Annotated in this window: 13 protein-coding genes; 11 read left to right on the forward strand and 2 right to left on the reverse strand. The window is 68.5% G+C overall.

Going from position 1 to position 15396, the window contains the following annotated elements; genetic code table 11:
* Nucleotides 1-102: 102 nt before the first annotated feature.
* Complete coding sequence (locus G3T14_RS07885; RefSeq protein WP_246733052.1) at nt 103-2316, forward strand: hypothetical protein; 2214 nt, start codon at nt 103-105, stop codon at nt 2314-2316.
* Nucleotides 2317-2409: 93 nt separating this feature from the next.
* On the opposite strand, the gene rplS is transcribed toward G3T14_RS07885, so the two are convergent.
* Complete coding sequence (gene rplS, locus G3T14_RS07890; protein WP_163641731.1) at nt 2410-2865, reverse strand: 50S ribosomal protein L19; 456 nt, start codon at nt 2863-2865, stop codon at nt 2410-2412.
* Nucleotides 2866-3149: 284 nt separating this feature from the next.
* On the opposite strand from rplS, the gene G3T14_RS07895 reads away from it, so the two are divergent.
* From G3T14_RS07895 to G3T14_RS07940, 10 genes are all read left to right on the forward strand, one after another.
* Complete coding sequence (locus G3T14_RS07895; protein ID WP_163641732.1) at nt 3150-3716, forward strand: NifU family protein; 567 nt, start codon at nt 3150-3152, stop codon at nt 3714-3716.
* A 150-nt stretch (nt 3717-3866) separates the two neighbouring features.
* The gene (gene tsaB / locus G3T14_RS07900; protein ID WP_163641783.1) at nt 3867-4544 is read left to right on the forward strand and encodes a tRNA (adenosine(37)-N6)-threonylcarbamoyltransferase complex dimerization subunit type 1 TsaB; all 678 of its coding nucleotides are present in this window, start codon (nt 3867-3869) and stop codon (nt 4542-4544) included.
* Complete coding sequence (locus G3T14_RS07905; RefSeq protein WP_163641733.1) at nt 4541-5062, forward strand: GNAT family N-acetyltransferase; 522 nt, start codon at nt 4541-4543, stop codon at nt 5060-5062. The genes tsaB and G3T14_RS07905 overlap by 4 nt, the downstream gene beginning before the upstream one ends.
* A gap of 27 nt (nt 5063-5089) precedes the next feature.
* Entirely contained in the window at nt 5090-5968 is an 879-nt protein-coding gene (locus G3T14_RS07910; protein WP_163641734.1) for a lysophospholipid acyltransferase family protein, read from the forward strand.
* 70 nt (nt 5969-6038) lie between these two features.
* Entirely contained in the window at nt 6039-7379 is a 1341-nt protein-coding gene (miaB, locus tag G3T14_RS07915) for a tRNA (N6-isopentenyl adenosine(37)-C2)-methylthiotransferase MiaB (protein WP_163641735.1), read from the forward strand.
* A 52-nt stretch (nt 7380-7431) separates the two neighbouring features.
* The gene (locus tag G3T14_RS07920; protein ID WP_204262712.1) at nt 7432-8517 is read left to right on the forward strand and encodes a PhoH family protein; all 1086 of its coding nucleotides are present in this window, start codon (nt 7432-7434) and stop codon (nt 8515-8517) included.
* Nucleotides 8518-8525: 8 nt separating this feature from the next.
* On the forward strand, nt 8526-9020 hold the full coding sequence (gene ybeY / locus G3T14_RS07925; RefSeq protein WP_204262713.1) for an rRNA maturation RNase YbeY: 495 nt from the start codon (nt 8526-8528) through the stop codon (nt 9018-9020).
* Nucleotides 9021-9065: 45 nt separating this feature from the next.
* The gene (locus G3T14_RS07930) at nt 9066-10181 is read left to right on the forward strand and encodes a hemolysin family protein (RefSeq protein ID WP_163641737.1); all 1116 of its coding nucleotides are present in this window, start codon (nt 9066-9068) and stop codon (nt 10179-10181) included.
* Nucleotides 10182-10278: 97 nt separating this feature from the next.
* Nucleotides 10279-11880 carry an apolipoprotein N-acyltransferase gene (gene lnt / locus G3T14_RS07935; RefSeq protein ID WP_246733068.1) on the forward strand — a complete coding sequence of 534 codons (1602 nt, stop codon included), beginning with the start codon at nt 10279-10281 and terminating at the stop codon, nt 11878-11880.
* Nucleotides 11877-13052 carry an MFS transporter gene (locus G3T14_RS07940; protein ID WP_348645233.1) on the forward strand — a complete coding sequence of 392 codons (1176 nt, stop codon included), beginning with the start codon at nt 11877-11879 and terminating at the stop codon, nt 13050-13052. The genes lnt and G3T14_RS07940 overlap by 4 nt, the downstream gene beginning before the upstream one ends.
* Before the next feature lie 85 nt (nt 13053-13137).
* Here the strand turns inward: G3T14_RS07940 and G3T14_RS07945 are convergent, their stop codons facing one another.
* Complete coding sequence (locus tag G3T14_RS07945; protein WP_163641739.1) at nt 13138-15375, reverse strand: EAL domain-containing protein; 2238 nt, start codon at nt 15373-15375, stop codon at nt 13138-13140.
* Nucleotides 15376-15396 lie beyond the last annotated feature (21 nt).

Below are 15396 nucleotides of genomic sequence, written 5' to 3' on the forward strand. Positions count from 1 at the left end.
GTAACCGGTACGGCGAGCGCGGCGAAAGGCAGGCGACGGTCGTTTGTCTTGATAGGGTGGCCGTGACGCACGATGCCGCTCGGCCGGGAGGGGGCGAGGCGTATGCTGCGAGTGTCCGCGGCGCCACGGCGCCGATCGATCGTCCTCGCGCTGCTGCGTGGCGTCTGGCGGTTCTACGCCCGCTTCGTGCGGGTGCTGATGTCGGTCCTGTTCGGGATCACGCTCCTCTTCCTCGGCGTGCTCTTCCTCAATTACGTCGTGCTCTCCACGAGCAAGGCCCGCGCCTACCGCAATCTCGACCCGTCGGCTCCGGTGTGCCGGGATGGTCTCGCCACCGGCTGGACGATCCTCGCCGATCTCGGGCGGGACGCCCTGCGGAATGCCAAAGAACCGGATGACGGCGGCTGGGTCGATGCCAGCAACGACGAGGCCGCCGCTTTGGCCCGCGACGGGGGGTGGGGGACCCGCCTGCGCTGCGCCCTGCAGCGCCACGTGGTCCCGGCGGTCAAACCCGAGAACAAGTCCCTCGACTACCACCTCGGCTTTCTCGAATTCCAGGAGAACGGCGAGCCCTACGCCCTCGTCGCCGGCGGCCTCGGCATGCAGGACAAGGCGATCGACAGCGCGATGCTGGGTAACGCCATGCAGCGGGAGATGCATCGCCGGTCGGCCCCGGTCGCCGAGATCCGGCCGGTTCTGAGCCAGCTCGATGCGTTGCGCGATCACTTCGCAAGCGGCTCGCATTACGTTCTCGTCTTCATCCATGGCTGGCGCCACGATGCCCGGATTGGCGATGGTAATGTCGCGGACCTGCGCCTCTATGCAGCCCATGCCGCCCGGTTCCTGGCGCAGCGCTGCCCGCTCGAGCCGTCCTATTGCGACATGAAGGTGACCGCTCTGTATATCGGTTGGCGCGGCGCCCGCGTCGACGAGAAGGGGCTGCGGGCCTATTTCGGCAATGCCATTGGCGGGTTTTTCGGCGATCTCTCCGCGGGCGCCACCCTGTTCGATCGCAAGCCGGTGAGTGAGGCGGTGGCGCCGGCTGCGATCTCGGCGCTCCGCACCATCGAGGGTGTCCTGACCAAGCCCGGGACGGACGGCGCGGCACACAACCGGATGATCGTGTTCGGTCACAGCCTCGGCGGCAACATGCTGGCGACGGGGCTCAAGGACGACCTCATCAAGGCGGTGCGCCGGCACCGGTTCGGCGAGACCCTGCCCAACGTGCTCGGCAACCTCGTCGTCCTGATCAATCCGGCCTCGGAGGCGACGAAATGGACCGCGATCCAACGCGAGGTCTGGAATCGCACCGCGTTTCACACCGACGCGAATACCGGCCCCGCCGACGTGGCACGCGACCAACGGCTTTTCCCCGACGACCAGCGCCCGGTGATGGTGTCTGTGACGGCTGCCCTGGCGTTTCCGGCCGGCGGGCTGCGCGCCGGGGATTGCGCCTGGATCGGGCTCGATCTCGACGACGGCTATCGCATGGCGCGGGAGAAGATCCGCAGGCGGCTCGCCAACACCGACACCATGTTCGCCTCGGGCGTCGATTACGACTGGGCGACCCATGACCTGTTTCCGACCTTCAAGTTCGATTTTCGGCCGGCCGCGGGCTACCTCGACAGGGTGGCGGCCCGCATCGAGGGACGTCAGCCCGCCGGTGAGAGCTGTACGGCGGGAGCCCGCGCCGGCCTCGTCGCCCGAGCCGAGACCCTGCCGATCCGGACATTGGCGCTGCTCGCCGAGACCTTCCCGTTCCAGAACTCCGCGCCGGAGGAATCGCACACCATCGGCAATCTCGATCCACCGCGCCCAGCGGCGGGCGTGCTGGCGGATGCCTACCCGTCCGCTGCCCCGTTTGGGACGACACACGAGTTGCTGGGTCTTCACGCGGCGGGCGCCGAGGCGCACAACCCCTATGCGACGCTGGCCGATGCGGCCATCGATTGCCCGGTGGCGAATCGCTGGCTGACGCGGGCGCGCATGCGGCGACAGGAGAGTTTCGGTCAGTTCTGGGACAGCGAAGACCTCGCCGCTCCCGCGCCGGGACTTGCCGGCCAGGGCAGGCCGGCGGCGCAGTTCCTCCACGGTCAGCACCTCACCGGCATCGCACCGATTACTCGCGCCAACGATCCGTTCTGGAATTTGCGCGCGTTCGACAACGCTCTGTCGCGCCACGACGGCTATCGCCTCACCTCGTTCATCTGCGCGATGAACCAGCTGGTGATGGACGACATCACGCAAGCGCCGACCCGGATGGAGCGCATGATGATCGACGAAAGCGGCATGGCCGCCCGGATGTCGGCTCCCTAGACTGCAACGAAAAACCCGCAGCGTTGCAGCTGCGGGTTGACCGATGCGGACGTCGCTACCCCGCCTCGCGGCGCGGGCAGCAGATTCCGAGAATTATTCGGCGGCGGTCTTCGCGGCGGACTTGGCGGCCTTCTCGGCCTTGCGGGCGTCCTTGTTCGCCTTCGACGCATCGGCCTTGGCGGCCTTCTCGGCGGGGCGGTCGGCGCGCTCGACGATACGGGCGGACTTACCGCGACGATCGCGCAGGTAGTACAGCTTGGCGCGACGCACCTTGCCGCGACGGACGACGACGATCGAATCGATCAGCGGCGAGTAGAGCGGGAACACGCGCTCGACGCCTTCGCCATAGGAGATCTTGCGGACGGTGAAGCTCTCGTTGAGGCTGCCACCGGAGCGTGCGATGCAGACGCCTTCGTAGGCCTGAACGCGGGTGCGCTCGCCTTCCTTCACCTTGACGTTCACGGTCACCGTGTCGCCGGGCTGGAAGTCGGGGATGGTCTTGCCGAGCGAAGCGATCTGCTCCTGCTCGAGCTGCTGGATGATGTTCATCGGTCAAGTTCCTGCCGGTGCGCGCCCGTGATCCCCGGATGGGTTCGCGGGCGTCAGGATTTCGGCATCCTGTTTTGAGTTGAGGCGGCGGATACACGAGGCCGGCCGACTTGTCCAGAAAAGGGGCCCGAACCGATGGGTCGCGTCGGCGACGCAAATCATCGCCACCACGTCACGGTTGAGAAAATCACCCGCGCGGTCCACATGTGAGGGTGTGCCGGGCGCTCCCGGTGCCATTCCCGGCCGGCCTTGAACCGGCGCAGCGGACGAGGATTTTTGTCGCCATGTTCATTCAGACCGAAGCCACCCCGAACCCCGCCACCCTGAAGTTCCTGCCCGGCCGGGTGGTGATGGCCGAATCGACCTTCGAGGCGCGCGACGCCGCGGCCGCTGCCCGTTCGCCGCTGGCGCAGCGCCTCTTCGACGTGCCGGGCGTGTCCGGCGTCTATCTCGGCCACGACTTCATCTCGGTGACCAAGGCCGAGGACGACAACCTCTGGCCCCAGGTGAAGCCCGCCGTGCTCGGCGCGATCATGGAGCATTTCCAGTCCGGCGCGCCGGTGCTGGCGGAGGGAGTGGTCAGCGGCGAGGACGACGCCGAGGAGTTCTTCGATCCGGCCGATGCCGAGACCGTGGTGACCATCAAGGACCTGCTCGAGACCCGCGTGCGGCCGGCGGTGGCCGGTGATGGCGGCGACATCACCTTCCGCGGCTACAAGGAAGGCGTGGTCTATCTCGAGATGAAGGGGGCCTGCTCGGGCTGCCCGTCTTCCACCGCCACTCTGCGCAACGGCGTCCAGAACCTGTTCCGCCACTTCCTGCCGGAAATCCGCGAAGTTCAGGCGATCTGACCCGGCTGCGACGCAAAGCGGCAACACTGCGCCTCGAATTCACCGCGATCGGCCGCCCCGCACTGACGGGGCGGTCGTTTTTGTCCTAACGTCACGCTCCCGGCGGGAGCGCACCGAGCTCGTCGGATCGCGGCACGATCGGGAGTGACGTTGCGTATTCTGGCCATCGACACGGCGCTCGACGCCTGTTCCGTCTGCATCGCGACGGACGCGTCCGACGATCTCCTCGCGCAGGAGTCGATGATCCTCGGGCGCGGCCATGCCGAGGCGCTGCTTCCCATGGTGGAGCGCGTGGTGTCCCGCGTGGAGGGCGGTTTCGAGGCCCTCGACCGCGTTGCCGTGACGGTGGGCCCGGGCAGCTACACCGGACTTCGCGTCGGGCTTTCGGCCGCCCGCGCCATCGGACTGGCCGCCGAGATTCCCGTGGTGGGGGTCACCACCCTGTCCGCCCTGCTCGCTCCGCTTCTCGCCACCAACGGCATCGGCCTCATCGTCGCGGCGATCGATGCGCGCCACGGCGCGGTCTATCTCCAGGCGATGAGCATGGCCGACGGGATCGTCGTGCCGCCGAGCCTCGTGAAGATCGAGGACGCCGTCGCGATGCTCGACGGCATCGTCACCCTGGTGGGCTCCGGCGCCCCGGCGCTCGCCGCCGCCGCCACCGCGCGCGGCATCGATGTCCAGGTCGCCGGGACCGGTGCCGCCGACATCGCCTGGATCGCCTCCCTCGGGATGCTGGCCGATCCCGAACAGGCCCTCCCCCGGCCGCTCTATCTGCGCGGCCCCGACGCACAGCCGCAGGATCACGCGAGGCTCGCCCGCCGATGACGCGACCGATGACCCCGTTCTGGCCCCTCGAGGTCTGGTCCGCCTGGTGGGAGGCGTGGGGAACCGCGCCCTACGTCGCCCTGCTGCGTGATTCGGGGCAGGCCCGTGTCCTCGCGCGCCTCCACGCCACCGCCTTCGCCCGCCCCTGGGACGCGCACGAGTTCGAGCGCATGCTGTGCGAACGCTCCACAGAGGCGCATGCCTTGTGGAAGAGCGGCGCGATCCAGGGCTTCGTCCTGTCGCGCCGGGCTGCCGACGAGGCCGAAATCCTCACCGTGGTGCTGGCACCGAACATGCGCGGCGGCGGTCTGTCGCATCGCCTGGTGCGCGAGCATCTGGCGCATCTGGCGTTGAGCGGCGTGCGCAACGTCCATCTCGAAGTCGACGAGGGCAACGCACCGGCGCTGAAGCTCTATGCCCGGCACGGCTTCCAGCAGGTCGGCGAGCGCACCGGCTACTACACCCGCGCCGATGGCGGCCGCGCCACCGCACTCACCATGACGGCTGTGCTGTCGTGAGCGCCCCGCGCACGGCCTGACCGAGGAATGACGCGCTTCGGCACGATCGTCCGCCTCGTTCTCTGTGCACTGGCTTTCGGGCTCATGGTCGGCCCGCAGGCGTTGAGCCTGCGCTACGGCCGCGGGCGCATCGCCGCCCACCTGCCGACCTGGTTCCACCGGACGTTCCTGTGGCTGTTCGGCGTCCGCGTGACCCAGAGCGGCACGCCGCCGGCGCCGGGTGAGCCGGCTCTGGTGCTCTCCAACCACGTGTCGTGGCTCGACATCATCGCCCTCGGCTCCCTGCGCCCGCTCTCCTTCGTCGCCAAATCCGAGATCGCCGGCTGGCCGGTGGTCGGCATGCTGGCCCGGCTGCAGCGCACCGTCTTCATCGACCGGGCGCGGCGCGGCGCCACCGCCAGCGTCAACGCCACGGTGGCGGGGCGGCTGGCGGGTGGCGACCTCATCGTCCTGTTCGCCGAGGGCACCACCAGCGACGGCACCCGCCTGTTGCCGTTCCGCTCGTCGCTGGTCGGCGCCGCCCGCACCGCCCTCGACGGGGCGGAGGGCGGCCTCGACCGCGTCCGGCTCCAGCCGCTCGCCATCACCTATCCGCGCCGCAACGGCCTGCCGCTGGTCCGGTCCGAGCGGCCCGAGATCGCCTGGTACGGCGACATGGATCTGGCCCCGCACCTCGCCGTCTTCCTGGCTCAGGGGCCGATCGACGTCCACGTGGTCTGGGGGGCACCAATCGCGTTCGATGCCGCCACCGACCGCAAGCGCGCCACCGCCCAGGCCGAGGCGTCCGTGCGCGAGGCGCTCCAGCGCGCGGTGACCGGGCGGGCGCCCCAGGGACCGGTCTGGACGGGCGGGATCAGGCCGAGCGGCGCGTCCGACCTGTCCGATTCGGGCGTGCCGGCGGTCTGACGCGATCCGCGACGCGGCGGAGGAACCGTGCTACAGGCGTGGCGCGAAAACGATCGTCGGGACCGGACTTTTGAAGAAAGCCTTCGTCAAATCCTACGGCTGCCAAATGAACGCCTACGACGCCGCCCGCATGGCGGACGTCCTGACCGCCGAGGGCTACACCCCGACCGAGGTGGTGGAAGAGGCGGACGTCGTCGTCCTCAACACCTGCCACATCCGTGAGAAGGCCGCCGACAAGGTCTATTCGGAACTCGGCCGCCTGCGCGTCCTCAAGGCCGCGCGCGCCGAGGTCGGGCAGGATACGACGATCGTGGTGGCGGGCTGCGTCGCCCAGGCCGAGGGCGCCGAGATCCTCGCGCGCGCGCCCGCGGTCGATGTGGTCGTCGGCCCGCAGAACTATCACCGTCTCACCGACCTCCTCGCCCGCTCGCGGGTGAAGCGCGTGGTCGACACCGAATTTCCGGTGGAGGACAAGTTCGACCACCTGCCCGCGCGGCGGACCCAGGGCGTCTCCGCCTTCCTCACGGTTCAGGAAGGCTGCGACAAGTTCTGCGCCTTCTGCGTGGTGCCCTACACCCGGGGTGCCGAGGTCTCCCGGTCGGTGGCGGCCATCGTCGCGGAGGCGACCGCGCTGGTGCGGGGCGGCGTCCGCGAGATCACCCTGATCGGCCAGAACGTGAACGCCTATCACGGGCACGGCGCGGACGGCGCCTCCGCGAACCTGCCGGTTCTGTTGCGTGCGCTCCAGGACATCCCCGGTATCCTGCGCCTGCGCTACACCACCAGCCATCCCAACGACATGGCGGCGGACCTGATCGCGGCGCATGGCGAAATCCCGGCGCTGATGCCCTACCTGCATCTGCCGGTGCAATCGGGCTCGGACCGGGTGCTGAAGGCGATGAACCGCAAGCACGATGCCGAGACCTATCGGGACATCATCGCGCGGGTGCGGGCCGTCCGGCCCGACGTCGCCCTGTCGTCGGATTTCATCGTCGGCTTCCCCGGCGAGACCGATGCCGAGTTCGACGAGACCATGCGGCTCGTGGCCGAGATCGGCTTCGCCAGTGCCTACTCGTTCAAGTACAGCCCCCGCCCCGGCACGCCCGCGGCGGACTGGGCCGATCCGGTGCCGGAGGACGTGAAGTCCCGGCGCCTCGCGGCCCTTCAGGGTCTGCTCGACGACCAGCGCCACGCCTTCAACGCGGCGGCGGTGGGCACCGTGGTCGAGGTGCTGGTGGAGAAGGCCGGGCGTCATCCGGGACAGGTCGCGGGCAAGACGCCGCACCTCCTCCCCGTTCAGTTCGATGCGCCCACCTCTACCATCGGCACTCTGGTTCCGGTCCGGATCGTGCGGGCGGGGTCGAACAGCCTGTTCGGCGAGGCCGTGTCCGACGCCGCAGCCGCGGCGTGATCAGCGGGCCGACCACTCCACGAGGGAGCATTGCGTGCCAGGATCTGAGGGTTTGAGCGGACGCGGCGGCGTGCGCGGCCGGGGGCCGGCGACACGCGCCGACGAGATCGTCGAATCCGTCGAAGTTTCGCTGACATTCGACGACAACCGCCTCGCGAGCCTCGTCTTCGGCCAGTACGACCAGAACGTCGCCCATATCGAGCGCCGCCTCTCGGTGACCGCCACGGCGCTCGGCAATCACCTCGTCCTCAAGGGCTCACCGGAAACCGCCGAGAAATCGCGCAAGGTGTTCGAGCGCCTCTACGCCCGCGTGAAGGCGAGCGGCACCGCGCTCACGCTCGGCGACGTCGACGGCGCGATCCAGGAGACGACGCAGCAGGGAAATCTGTTCCCGGCCGCCGAGGTCAGCGCCGAGCCGGACCGCGCGGTCTTCGACCAGATCGCCACCCGCCGCCGTGGCGCCGTGCGCGCCCGCAACGCGGCGCAGGACGCCTACATCAAGGCCTTGCGGACCAACGAACTCGTCTTCGCCGAGGGGCCGGCCGGTACCGGCAAGACCTGGCTCGCGGTGGGTCACGCGGTCTCGCTGCTGGAACAGGGCCATGTCGAGCGCCTGATCCTGTCGCGCCCCGCCGTCGAGGCCGGCGAGCGCCTCGGCTTCCTGCCCGGCGACATGCGCGACAAGGTCGATCCCTACCTGCGCCCGATCTACGACGCGCTCTATGATTTCATGGAGGCGCGCCATGTCGACCGCAGCCTGCAGACCGGCATCATCGAGATCGCGCCGCTCGCCTTCATGCGTGGTCGCACGCTCACCAATGCCGTGGTGCTGCTCGACGAGGCGCAGAACACCACCTCGATGCAGATGAAGATGTTCCTGACCCGGCTCGGCGAGAATTCCCGGATGATCATCACCGGAGATCCGAGCCAGGTCGACCTGCCGCCGGGCCAGCGCTCGGGGTTGGTCGAGGCGGTCAACATCCTCGACGGCGTCGAGGGCATCGGCCGCGTCACCTTCCGGGATGTCGACGTGGTGCGTCACGACCTCGTGCGCCGCATCGTGACGGCCTATGAATCGGCCGCCCACGGCGAGCACGAGGCGGACCGCAACCCCAACCCGCGTCGCCGCCTGTATTGACGAGTGCCATGACCAACGCCATCGAAGCCGAGATCGACGTCGCCGTCGCGGACCCGCGCTGGGAGACGGTGGCGCCCGATCTCGAGGCGTTCGTGATTCGCGCCGTCGAGGCCGCTCTGGCGATCGCACCGAAGCCGCCGGACAGCGCCGTCGAAATCAGCATCCTGCTGACCACCGATGCGATGGTCCAGGACCTCAATAAGACGTGGCGCGGCAAGGACAAACCCACCAACGTCCTGTCGTTTCCGGCCCCGCCGCAACCCGCCCATGCGGGTGTCGCGACCCCGCTCGGCGATGTCGTTCTTGCGTATGACACGATGCTGCGCGAGAGTGCCGAGCAGTCGAAGCCGCTCAGCCACCATCTTGCGCACCTCCTCGTCCATGGCACCCTTCATCTCCTCGGCCAGGACCACGAGACCGGCGAATCGGATGCGGAGGCTATGGAAGCCCTCGAAATCGCGGCGCTTCGTGCTCTCGGTGTGCCCGACCCCTACGCCGATTGAGCGGCGATACCGGCGATACCGCCTGAACTCCCAGATCAGAGAGACATGACCAACGATCGAAGTCGCGGCGCGGCCCAGGCCGCGTCCAGCAGCAGTGATGGCGAGGCCCACGTCCGTGAGCCTTGGTACGACCGTCTCCTGCAGGTTTTCCACCTTCGGCCGCGCGATTCGTTGCGCGACGATATCGAAGACGCCCTGGCCGAGCCCGGCACGGGCGAGAACGCGTTCTCGCCGCTCGAGCGGGCGATGCTCAAGAACGTGCTCGGCCTGCACAAGGTGCGGGTGGACGACGTGATGATTCCGCGGGCCGATATCGTCGCCGTCTCGATGGAGACCAGCCTCGGCGATCTCCTCAAGCTGTTCCGCACCGCCGGCCATTCGCGCCTGCCGGTCTATGGCGACACCCTCGATGACCCGCGCGGGATGGTTCACATCCGCGACTTCGTCGACCACATCGCCGCCCGCGCCGAAGCGAGCACCCGGCGTCCCGCCACGCCGCCGCCCGCGACCGATGGGGTCGTCGAGCCCGTCGCTCCGGTGCCCCGTGCCCGGCGCGGGGTCAGGGCCCAGCGCGCGCTCAACCTCGGCAACGTCGATCTGTCGGTGACGCTGGCCGCCACCCGCATCCAGCGCCCGGTGCTGTTCGTGCCGCCCTCGATGCCGGCCATCGACCTGCTGGTGCGGATGCAGGCGACCCGCACCCACATGGCCCTCGTCATCGACGAGTATGGCGGCACCGACGGCCTCATCTCCATCGAGGATCTCATCGAGATGGTGGTGGGCGATATCGAGGACGAACACGACGTCGCCGAGGGACGCCTCGTCCATCGGGTCGACGGCGAGGGCGATGTCTTCGTCGCCGATGCCCGCGCGGGTCTCGCCGAGGTCTCGGAGGCCAGCGGCGTCGATCTCGTGGCGGCCGTCGGCGAGATGGCCGAGGAGATCGATACCATCGGCGGCCTGATCGTGACCCTGGCCGGCCGGGTGCCGTCGCGCGGCGAATTGATCGCCGGGCCGGGCGATCTCGAATTCGAGGTGCTCGACGCCGATCCGCGCCGGGTCAAGCGCCTGCGCCTGCATCGCGGCCAGGCCAAGATCACCGCCGTGGTGCCGCTGGCCCTGCCCCCGCCGAGTTCCCCCGTCGAGGCGCCCGCCCCGTGACGGACTCGGTATGATGAGCGAGACCTTCGACGGCCCCGCCGCGCACGCCTTTCGCGCGCCGGCGACGGGCCCGCTCTCGGGGCTCGCGCACTGGGTGATGCTCACCTCGGGCTGGCGTCGCCTCGTGCTCGCCGCGATGGCCGGTGCGTTTGGCGCCTTGGCGATGCCGCCCTTCGGCCTGCTGCCGGCCCTCGCGGTCTCGCTCACCGTCGCGGTCTGGCTCATCGACGGGGCGGCCACCGGCCGGCGCGGCAATCTCGGCGCGGTCCTCGCCTGTGCGGTGATCGGCTGGGCCTGGGGCTTCGGCTATCTCACCGCCGGCTTGTGGTGGCTGGGCTCCGCCTTCCTCGTCGAGGCGGAGGAATTCCTGTGGGCCTTGCCGCTCGGGGTCGTCGGCCTGCCGGCGGTGCTGGCGCTGTTCTATGCCTTCGGCTTTGCCCTCGCGCGGCTGGTCTGGTCGCGCGGCAATGGCCGTCTGTTCGCCTTGGCCTTCGGTCTGGCCACCTGCGAGTGGCTGCGCGGCCACCTGTTCACCGGCTTTCCCTGGAACACCCTCGGCATGGCGCTCGGCCAGAATCTCTGGCTGATGCAGGGCGCGGCGGTGATCGGGCTCTACGGTCTGACCCTCCTCGTCATCGCCATCGCCGCCGCCCCGGCGACGCTGGCGACAGCCGACACCACGGCCGGGCGCCTCGGCCCCGTTGCCCTCGCCGCAGTGGCGCTTGCCGCCCTCGCCGCCTTCGGCGTGGCGCGTCTTCCCGCCGGCCCGGATCCGCGCGTGGCCGGAGTGCGGCTTCGCCTCGTCCAGCCGAACCTCAATCAGGACGCCAAGTTCCGCCCGGAAAATCGCGAGGACATCCTCGATCGCTACCTCGCATTGAGCGACCGCGCCGCCGCTCCCGACCGCTCCGGCATCGCCGATGTCACCCACGTGATCTGGCCCGAATCGGCATTCCCGTTCCTGATCCAGCGCGATCCGCGGGCGCTCGCCCGCATCGCCGCCGCGTTCCCGCCCGGCAAGCAGCTCATCACCGGGGCGGCCCGCGCCGAAGAAGCGTTGCCCAACGAGCGCCCGCGCTTCTTCAACGCGATTTTCACCATCGCCGCCGGACCGAAGCTCGGGGACGTCTACGACAAGGTCCACCTCGTCCCCTTCGGCGAGTACCTGCCGGCGCCCCTCGATGCGTTCCTGCGTGCCCTCCACATCCGCCAGTTCGTGTCGATCCCGGGCGGCTTCACCGCCGGCACCCGCGCCGGTCAGCGCATCCTCACCGTGCCGGGCCTGCCGCCGGTAGCGGCCACCATCTGCTACGAGGCGATCTTTCCCGGTCAGATCGTCCCGATGGCGGCCCCCGGAGCGCCGCCGGTGGTCCCGGGCCTGATCCTGAACCTCACGAACGATGCGTGGTTCGGCGATACGCCCGGCCCGCGCCAGCACTTCGCCCAGGCCCGCCTGCGGGCCGTCGAGGAGGGGCTGCCTCTGGTGCGCGACGCCAATACCGGCATCTCGGCGGTGGTCGACGCGCACGGGCGCATCACCGCGAGCCTGCCCCTCGGTGTCGAGGGTGTGCTCGATGCGGATCTGCCGGCGCGGATCTCCGGTCGGACGCTCTATGCAAGCCTGGGCGATGCGCCGTTCGGCATCCTGCTCGCGGCGAGCCTGCTCTGCGCCATCGCGGCGAGGCGACGCGGCGCGTGACATCCGGGACGCAGACCACCACGCGGCCCGTTCTCGTCGGGCTCGGGATCGTGTTCGTGGCGTTCAACATGCGTCCGGCGCTCACCACTGTCGGGCCATTGCTCGCGACGATCCGCAGCGACATCGGCCTGAGTGCGGCCGGCGCGGCGTTCCTCACCACCCTGCCCGTCCTGTGCATCGGCCTCGCCTGCGCCCTCGGGCCCTTAGTGATCCGGCATCTCGGCCCCGACCGGGGCGTGCTCGCGGCGGTGGTGATCGTGGCGATCGGCTCGGCATTGCGCGGTTTTGGCGGCACCGTCCCGCTGTTTGCCGGCGCCTGCCTCGCGGCCCTCGGGATCGGGCTTTCCGGCGTGCTGTTGCCCGGCCTGGTCAAGCGCGATTTTCCCGGCCAGGCCGGCGCGATGACCGGGCTCTACACCATGGTGTTGTGCCTCGGCGCGGCCGCCGGCGCCGGCCTCTCGGTGCCGCTTGCCGACACGCTGGGTGGCTGGTCCACCGCGCTCGCCGTATGGGGCGTGCCCGCCCTTTTCGCGGCTTGCGCCTGGGCGCCCTTCGCACGCGCCGCCCCGCCGGCCGAGGGCGCGGTACGTCGCCCTTCGCTCTGGCGCGACGGGCTCGCGTGGCAGGTGACCGGCTTCATGGGACTGCAATCGTCGCTGGCCTACATCATGTTCGGCTGGCTGCCGGTCCTGCTGCACGACCGCGGCCTGAGCGCGGTCGATGCCGGGTTCGTGTCGTCGCTGATGAGCCTCGGGCAGGCGCCGGCCGCGCTTCTGGTGCCCACCCTCGCCGCCCGTGTCCGCGATCAACGCCTGTTCGTGGTCGGACTCCTCGCGCTGGCCGTCGGCGCGCTGCTCGCCTTGGCGATCGGCCCGGTCGGCCTCGCCCGGCCGATCGGGATGCTGCTCGGCTTCGGCCTCGGCGGCCTGTTCGGCCTCGGGCTCACCATCATCGTCCTGCGCGCGCGCGACGCCGCCTCGACGGCGTCCCTGGCGGCGATGTCCCAGAGCGTCGGCTACACCCTCGCCGCCTTCGGTCCCTTGAGCTTCGGCCTCGCCCACGACCGCAGCGGCGGGTGGGGCGCCTCCATCGTACTGTTCTGCGCGATCGCGTTCGGCGCCCTGGTTTTCGGGCTCGGTGCCGGCCGCGATCGCAAGGTCGGCGCTCCCTGACGAACGCGCGCGACGTCCGCTCTCGACGTCCCGCAGCCCCGTTTGGGGTCGATGCACGCTGTCTTGGGAGACGACGAAGCGCGGTTCAGGCGATAGCCCGAATCGAAGGGTAATTTTCCGTCGTGCCGGTCGCCGTAATTGGGGCGGTGATAGCGTTCTGCGTTATCCAGGCGAGGGTCTGCGTCTGCGGCATGGGCCGTGCGAAATAGTAGCCCTGCAGGACGGGACATCCGAGACCGGTCAGTATCTCCGCCTGCGCCTTGGTCTCGATGCCTTCGGCGACCACATCGACTCCGAGGGATTGCGCGAAGGCGAAGATCGCTCCCGTGAGCCGGCGATCCTTATGGTCGCCACCGACATCCTGGATGAAGCTCTTGTCGATCTTGATGCCGTCGAAGTTGATCGTGCGCAGGGAGCCAATCGACGAATAGGCGACGCCGAAATCGTCGACGATGATTCGGACGCCCATCCGTCTCAAGGCGGCGAGATCGTCGCCTCCGCGCTCGGTGGAGTACACGGCCTCTTCGGTGATCTCGACGGCGATCGATGTCGGGGCGATCCTGTGCGTCGTCAGTTCCTCGGCGATCATGTCGGCGACCCGATAAGTGCCGAACTCGTCAGGCGAGACATTGAGCGACACGACGATGTCCGGGCGTCCCAGCTGCGCGAGGACCTGTGCCATGCGGCACACGCCCTGAAACACGGCCCGGGTGAGACGCTCGGATTGCCGTGTGGCGGCCGCGGCCTTGACCACATCGGGCGGTGACAGCCATCCGAGTTCATGATGCTTCCAGCGCAGGAGCGCTTCCAATCCGCAGACCTTGCCGGTCCGGCTATCAACCTGCGGCTGGAACCAGACCTCGATGCGTCCCTCGTCGACAGCGAGGGTGAGGTCCCGTCCGATCCGTTGCCGGGTCACCGTCTCGCGCCGCATGTCGTCGCTGAAGGCGCACCAGGTCGAGCGGCCAGCCGACTTCGCGTGGTAGAGGGCGATATCGGCGCAGACCTGGAGGTCCTTCATCGTGGCACCGTCTTTCGGAAAGCGTGCGAAGCCGACGCTGGCGCCGGCTTGCCACGCCCGATCGGAGAGCCGGAAAGGCTCGCGGAGCCTGTCCACGATCGTTGCGGCGATCGCCTCGTCCTCCGCCTCCATCCTCGGCCGGAAGATGAGCGCGGCGAATTCGTCGCCGCCGAGACGTGCGATGAGATCGTCGGGGGTGAGAAGGCTGTTCAGCCGGCGAGCAACTTCTATCAATGCCTCGTCGCCTTCCGCATGTCCGAGCGTGTCGTTGATCTCCTTGAAGTGGTCCAGATCGATCAACATGACCGTCACATCGCCCTCGCCCGAGGAGGAACGCGTCAGAAACTGGTCGAACGCCTTCTGATAGGCGACCCGGTTGGCGAGACCGGTGAGGTGATCGTGGTTCGCGACGTATTCCAGGCGATGGACAGCCTGCGTCGCCACGACATTCGCCGCTTGCAACGATTCGGCGAGGTGAGTCGCCTCGTACTTCAGGCGTGTGGAATCCTTGAAGTGCCGCTCGGTCTTGCTCGTGGACCTGACCATCATGACGAAGAGCAGGAGCAGGTTCATTGCGATAACCCGCGATGCGATCAGGTCGGCGCTCGCGTAGAGCAGGATCAGCACGAGATTGCTTGGGAGGACGAAGGCGGGGACGACCCCCCGGTGTGCCCGCGATTCGATCACCGCACCAGCCGTAATCCCGCAAAAAGCCAGACCCGTTGCGATGGTGTAGGCCTGCCCGGCAATCGCGATCCCGATGAGACCGACCGTCCAGCTGAGGCCGGAGAAAAATGCGCCGATGGTCAAATAGCGGAGCACGCGATCGGGGTGCCGCTCCGACGTCCCGCTCCGCCACCAGTATGAGGCCAGGCTGATACGAATGGCGTTGTAGACGGCATTGGAGCCGACCCAGGCGAGCAGGAACCTGTGGTCGACGCTGGGCCACATCATGAAGGTGAGACAGAAAGAAACGAAGACGTTCGAGATCAGCGTGGTGAATAACGCATGGTGGACGGCGCTGAGTTGATCTCGCATTACGAGCGACTCGATTGTCTGCGACTGTCTGCTCATCGTTCGCGCAACCTGCTCACCGTGGCGAAAAATGATTCGCACAACCAGACCTCCCCAATAGGCAGCGAGAAACATGAAAAAAATCTTGCCAGCAGGCGGGAGTGGTGACGAGATACAAATAGTCTGGTGAATAAATTTGTGGATAGACGGTATTATACAGAGATTAAGCCGATTCTTATCAAGAATTAATCGAGAATATAGACGTATATACCGGTAAATATCCGGCAACACGACAATCCGATTTTCGGA

This window comes from Methylobacterium sp. BTF04 (genome assembly GCF_010692745.1).
Lineage (GTDB): Bacteria > Pseudomonadota > Alphaproteobacteria > Rhizobiales > Beijerinckiaceae > Methylobacterium.

Coding starts and splice junctions, on each gene's coding strand:
- lnt (WP_246733068.1), top strand. CDS start 10,279: ATGCTCACCTCGGGCTGGCGTCGCCTCGTGCTCGCCGCGATGGCCGGT.
- G3T14_RS07895 (WP_163641732.1), top strand. CDS start 3,150: ATGTTCATTCAGACCGAAGCCACCCCGAACCCCGCCACCCTGAAGTTC.
- G3T14_RS07905 (WP_163641733.1), top strand. CDS start 4,541: ATGACGCGACCGATGACCCCGTTCTGGCCCCTCGAGGTCTGGTCCGCC.
- G3T14_RS07930 (WP_163641737.1), top strand. CDS start 9,066: ATGACCAACGATCGAAGTCGCGGCGCGGCCCAGGCCGCGTCCAGCAGC.
- ybeY (WP_204262713.1), top strand. CDS start 8,526: ATGACCAACGCCATCGAAGCCGAGATCGACGTCGCCGTCGCGGACCCG.
- rplS (WP_163641731.1), bottom strand. CDS start 2,865: ATGAACATCATCCAGCAGCTCGAGCAGGAGCAGATCGCTTCGCTCGGC.
- G3T14_RS07885 (WP_246733052.1), top strand. CDS start 103: ATGCTGCGAGTGTCCGCGGCGCCACGGCGCCGATCGATCGTCCTCGCG.
- G3T14_RS07910 (WP_163641734.1), top strand. CDS start 5,090: ATGACGCGCTTCGGCACGATCGTCCGCCTCGTTCTCTGTGCACTGGCT.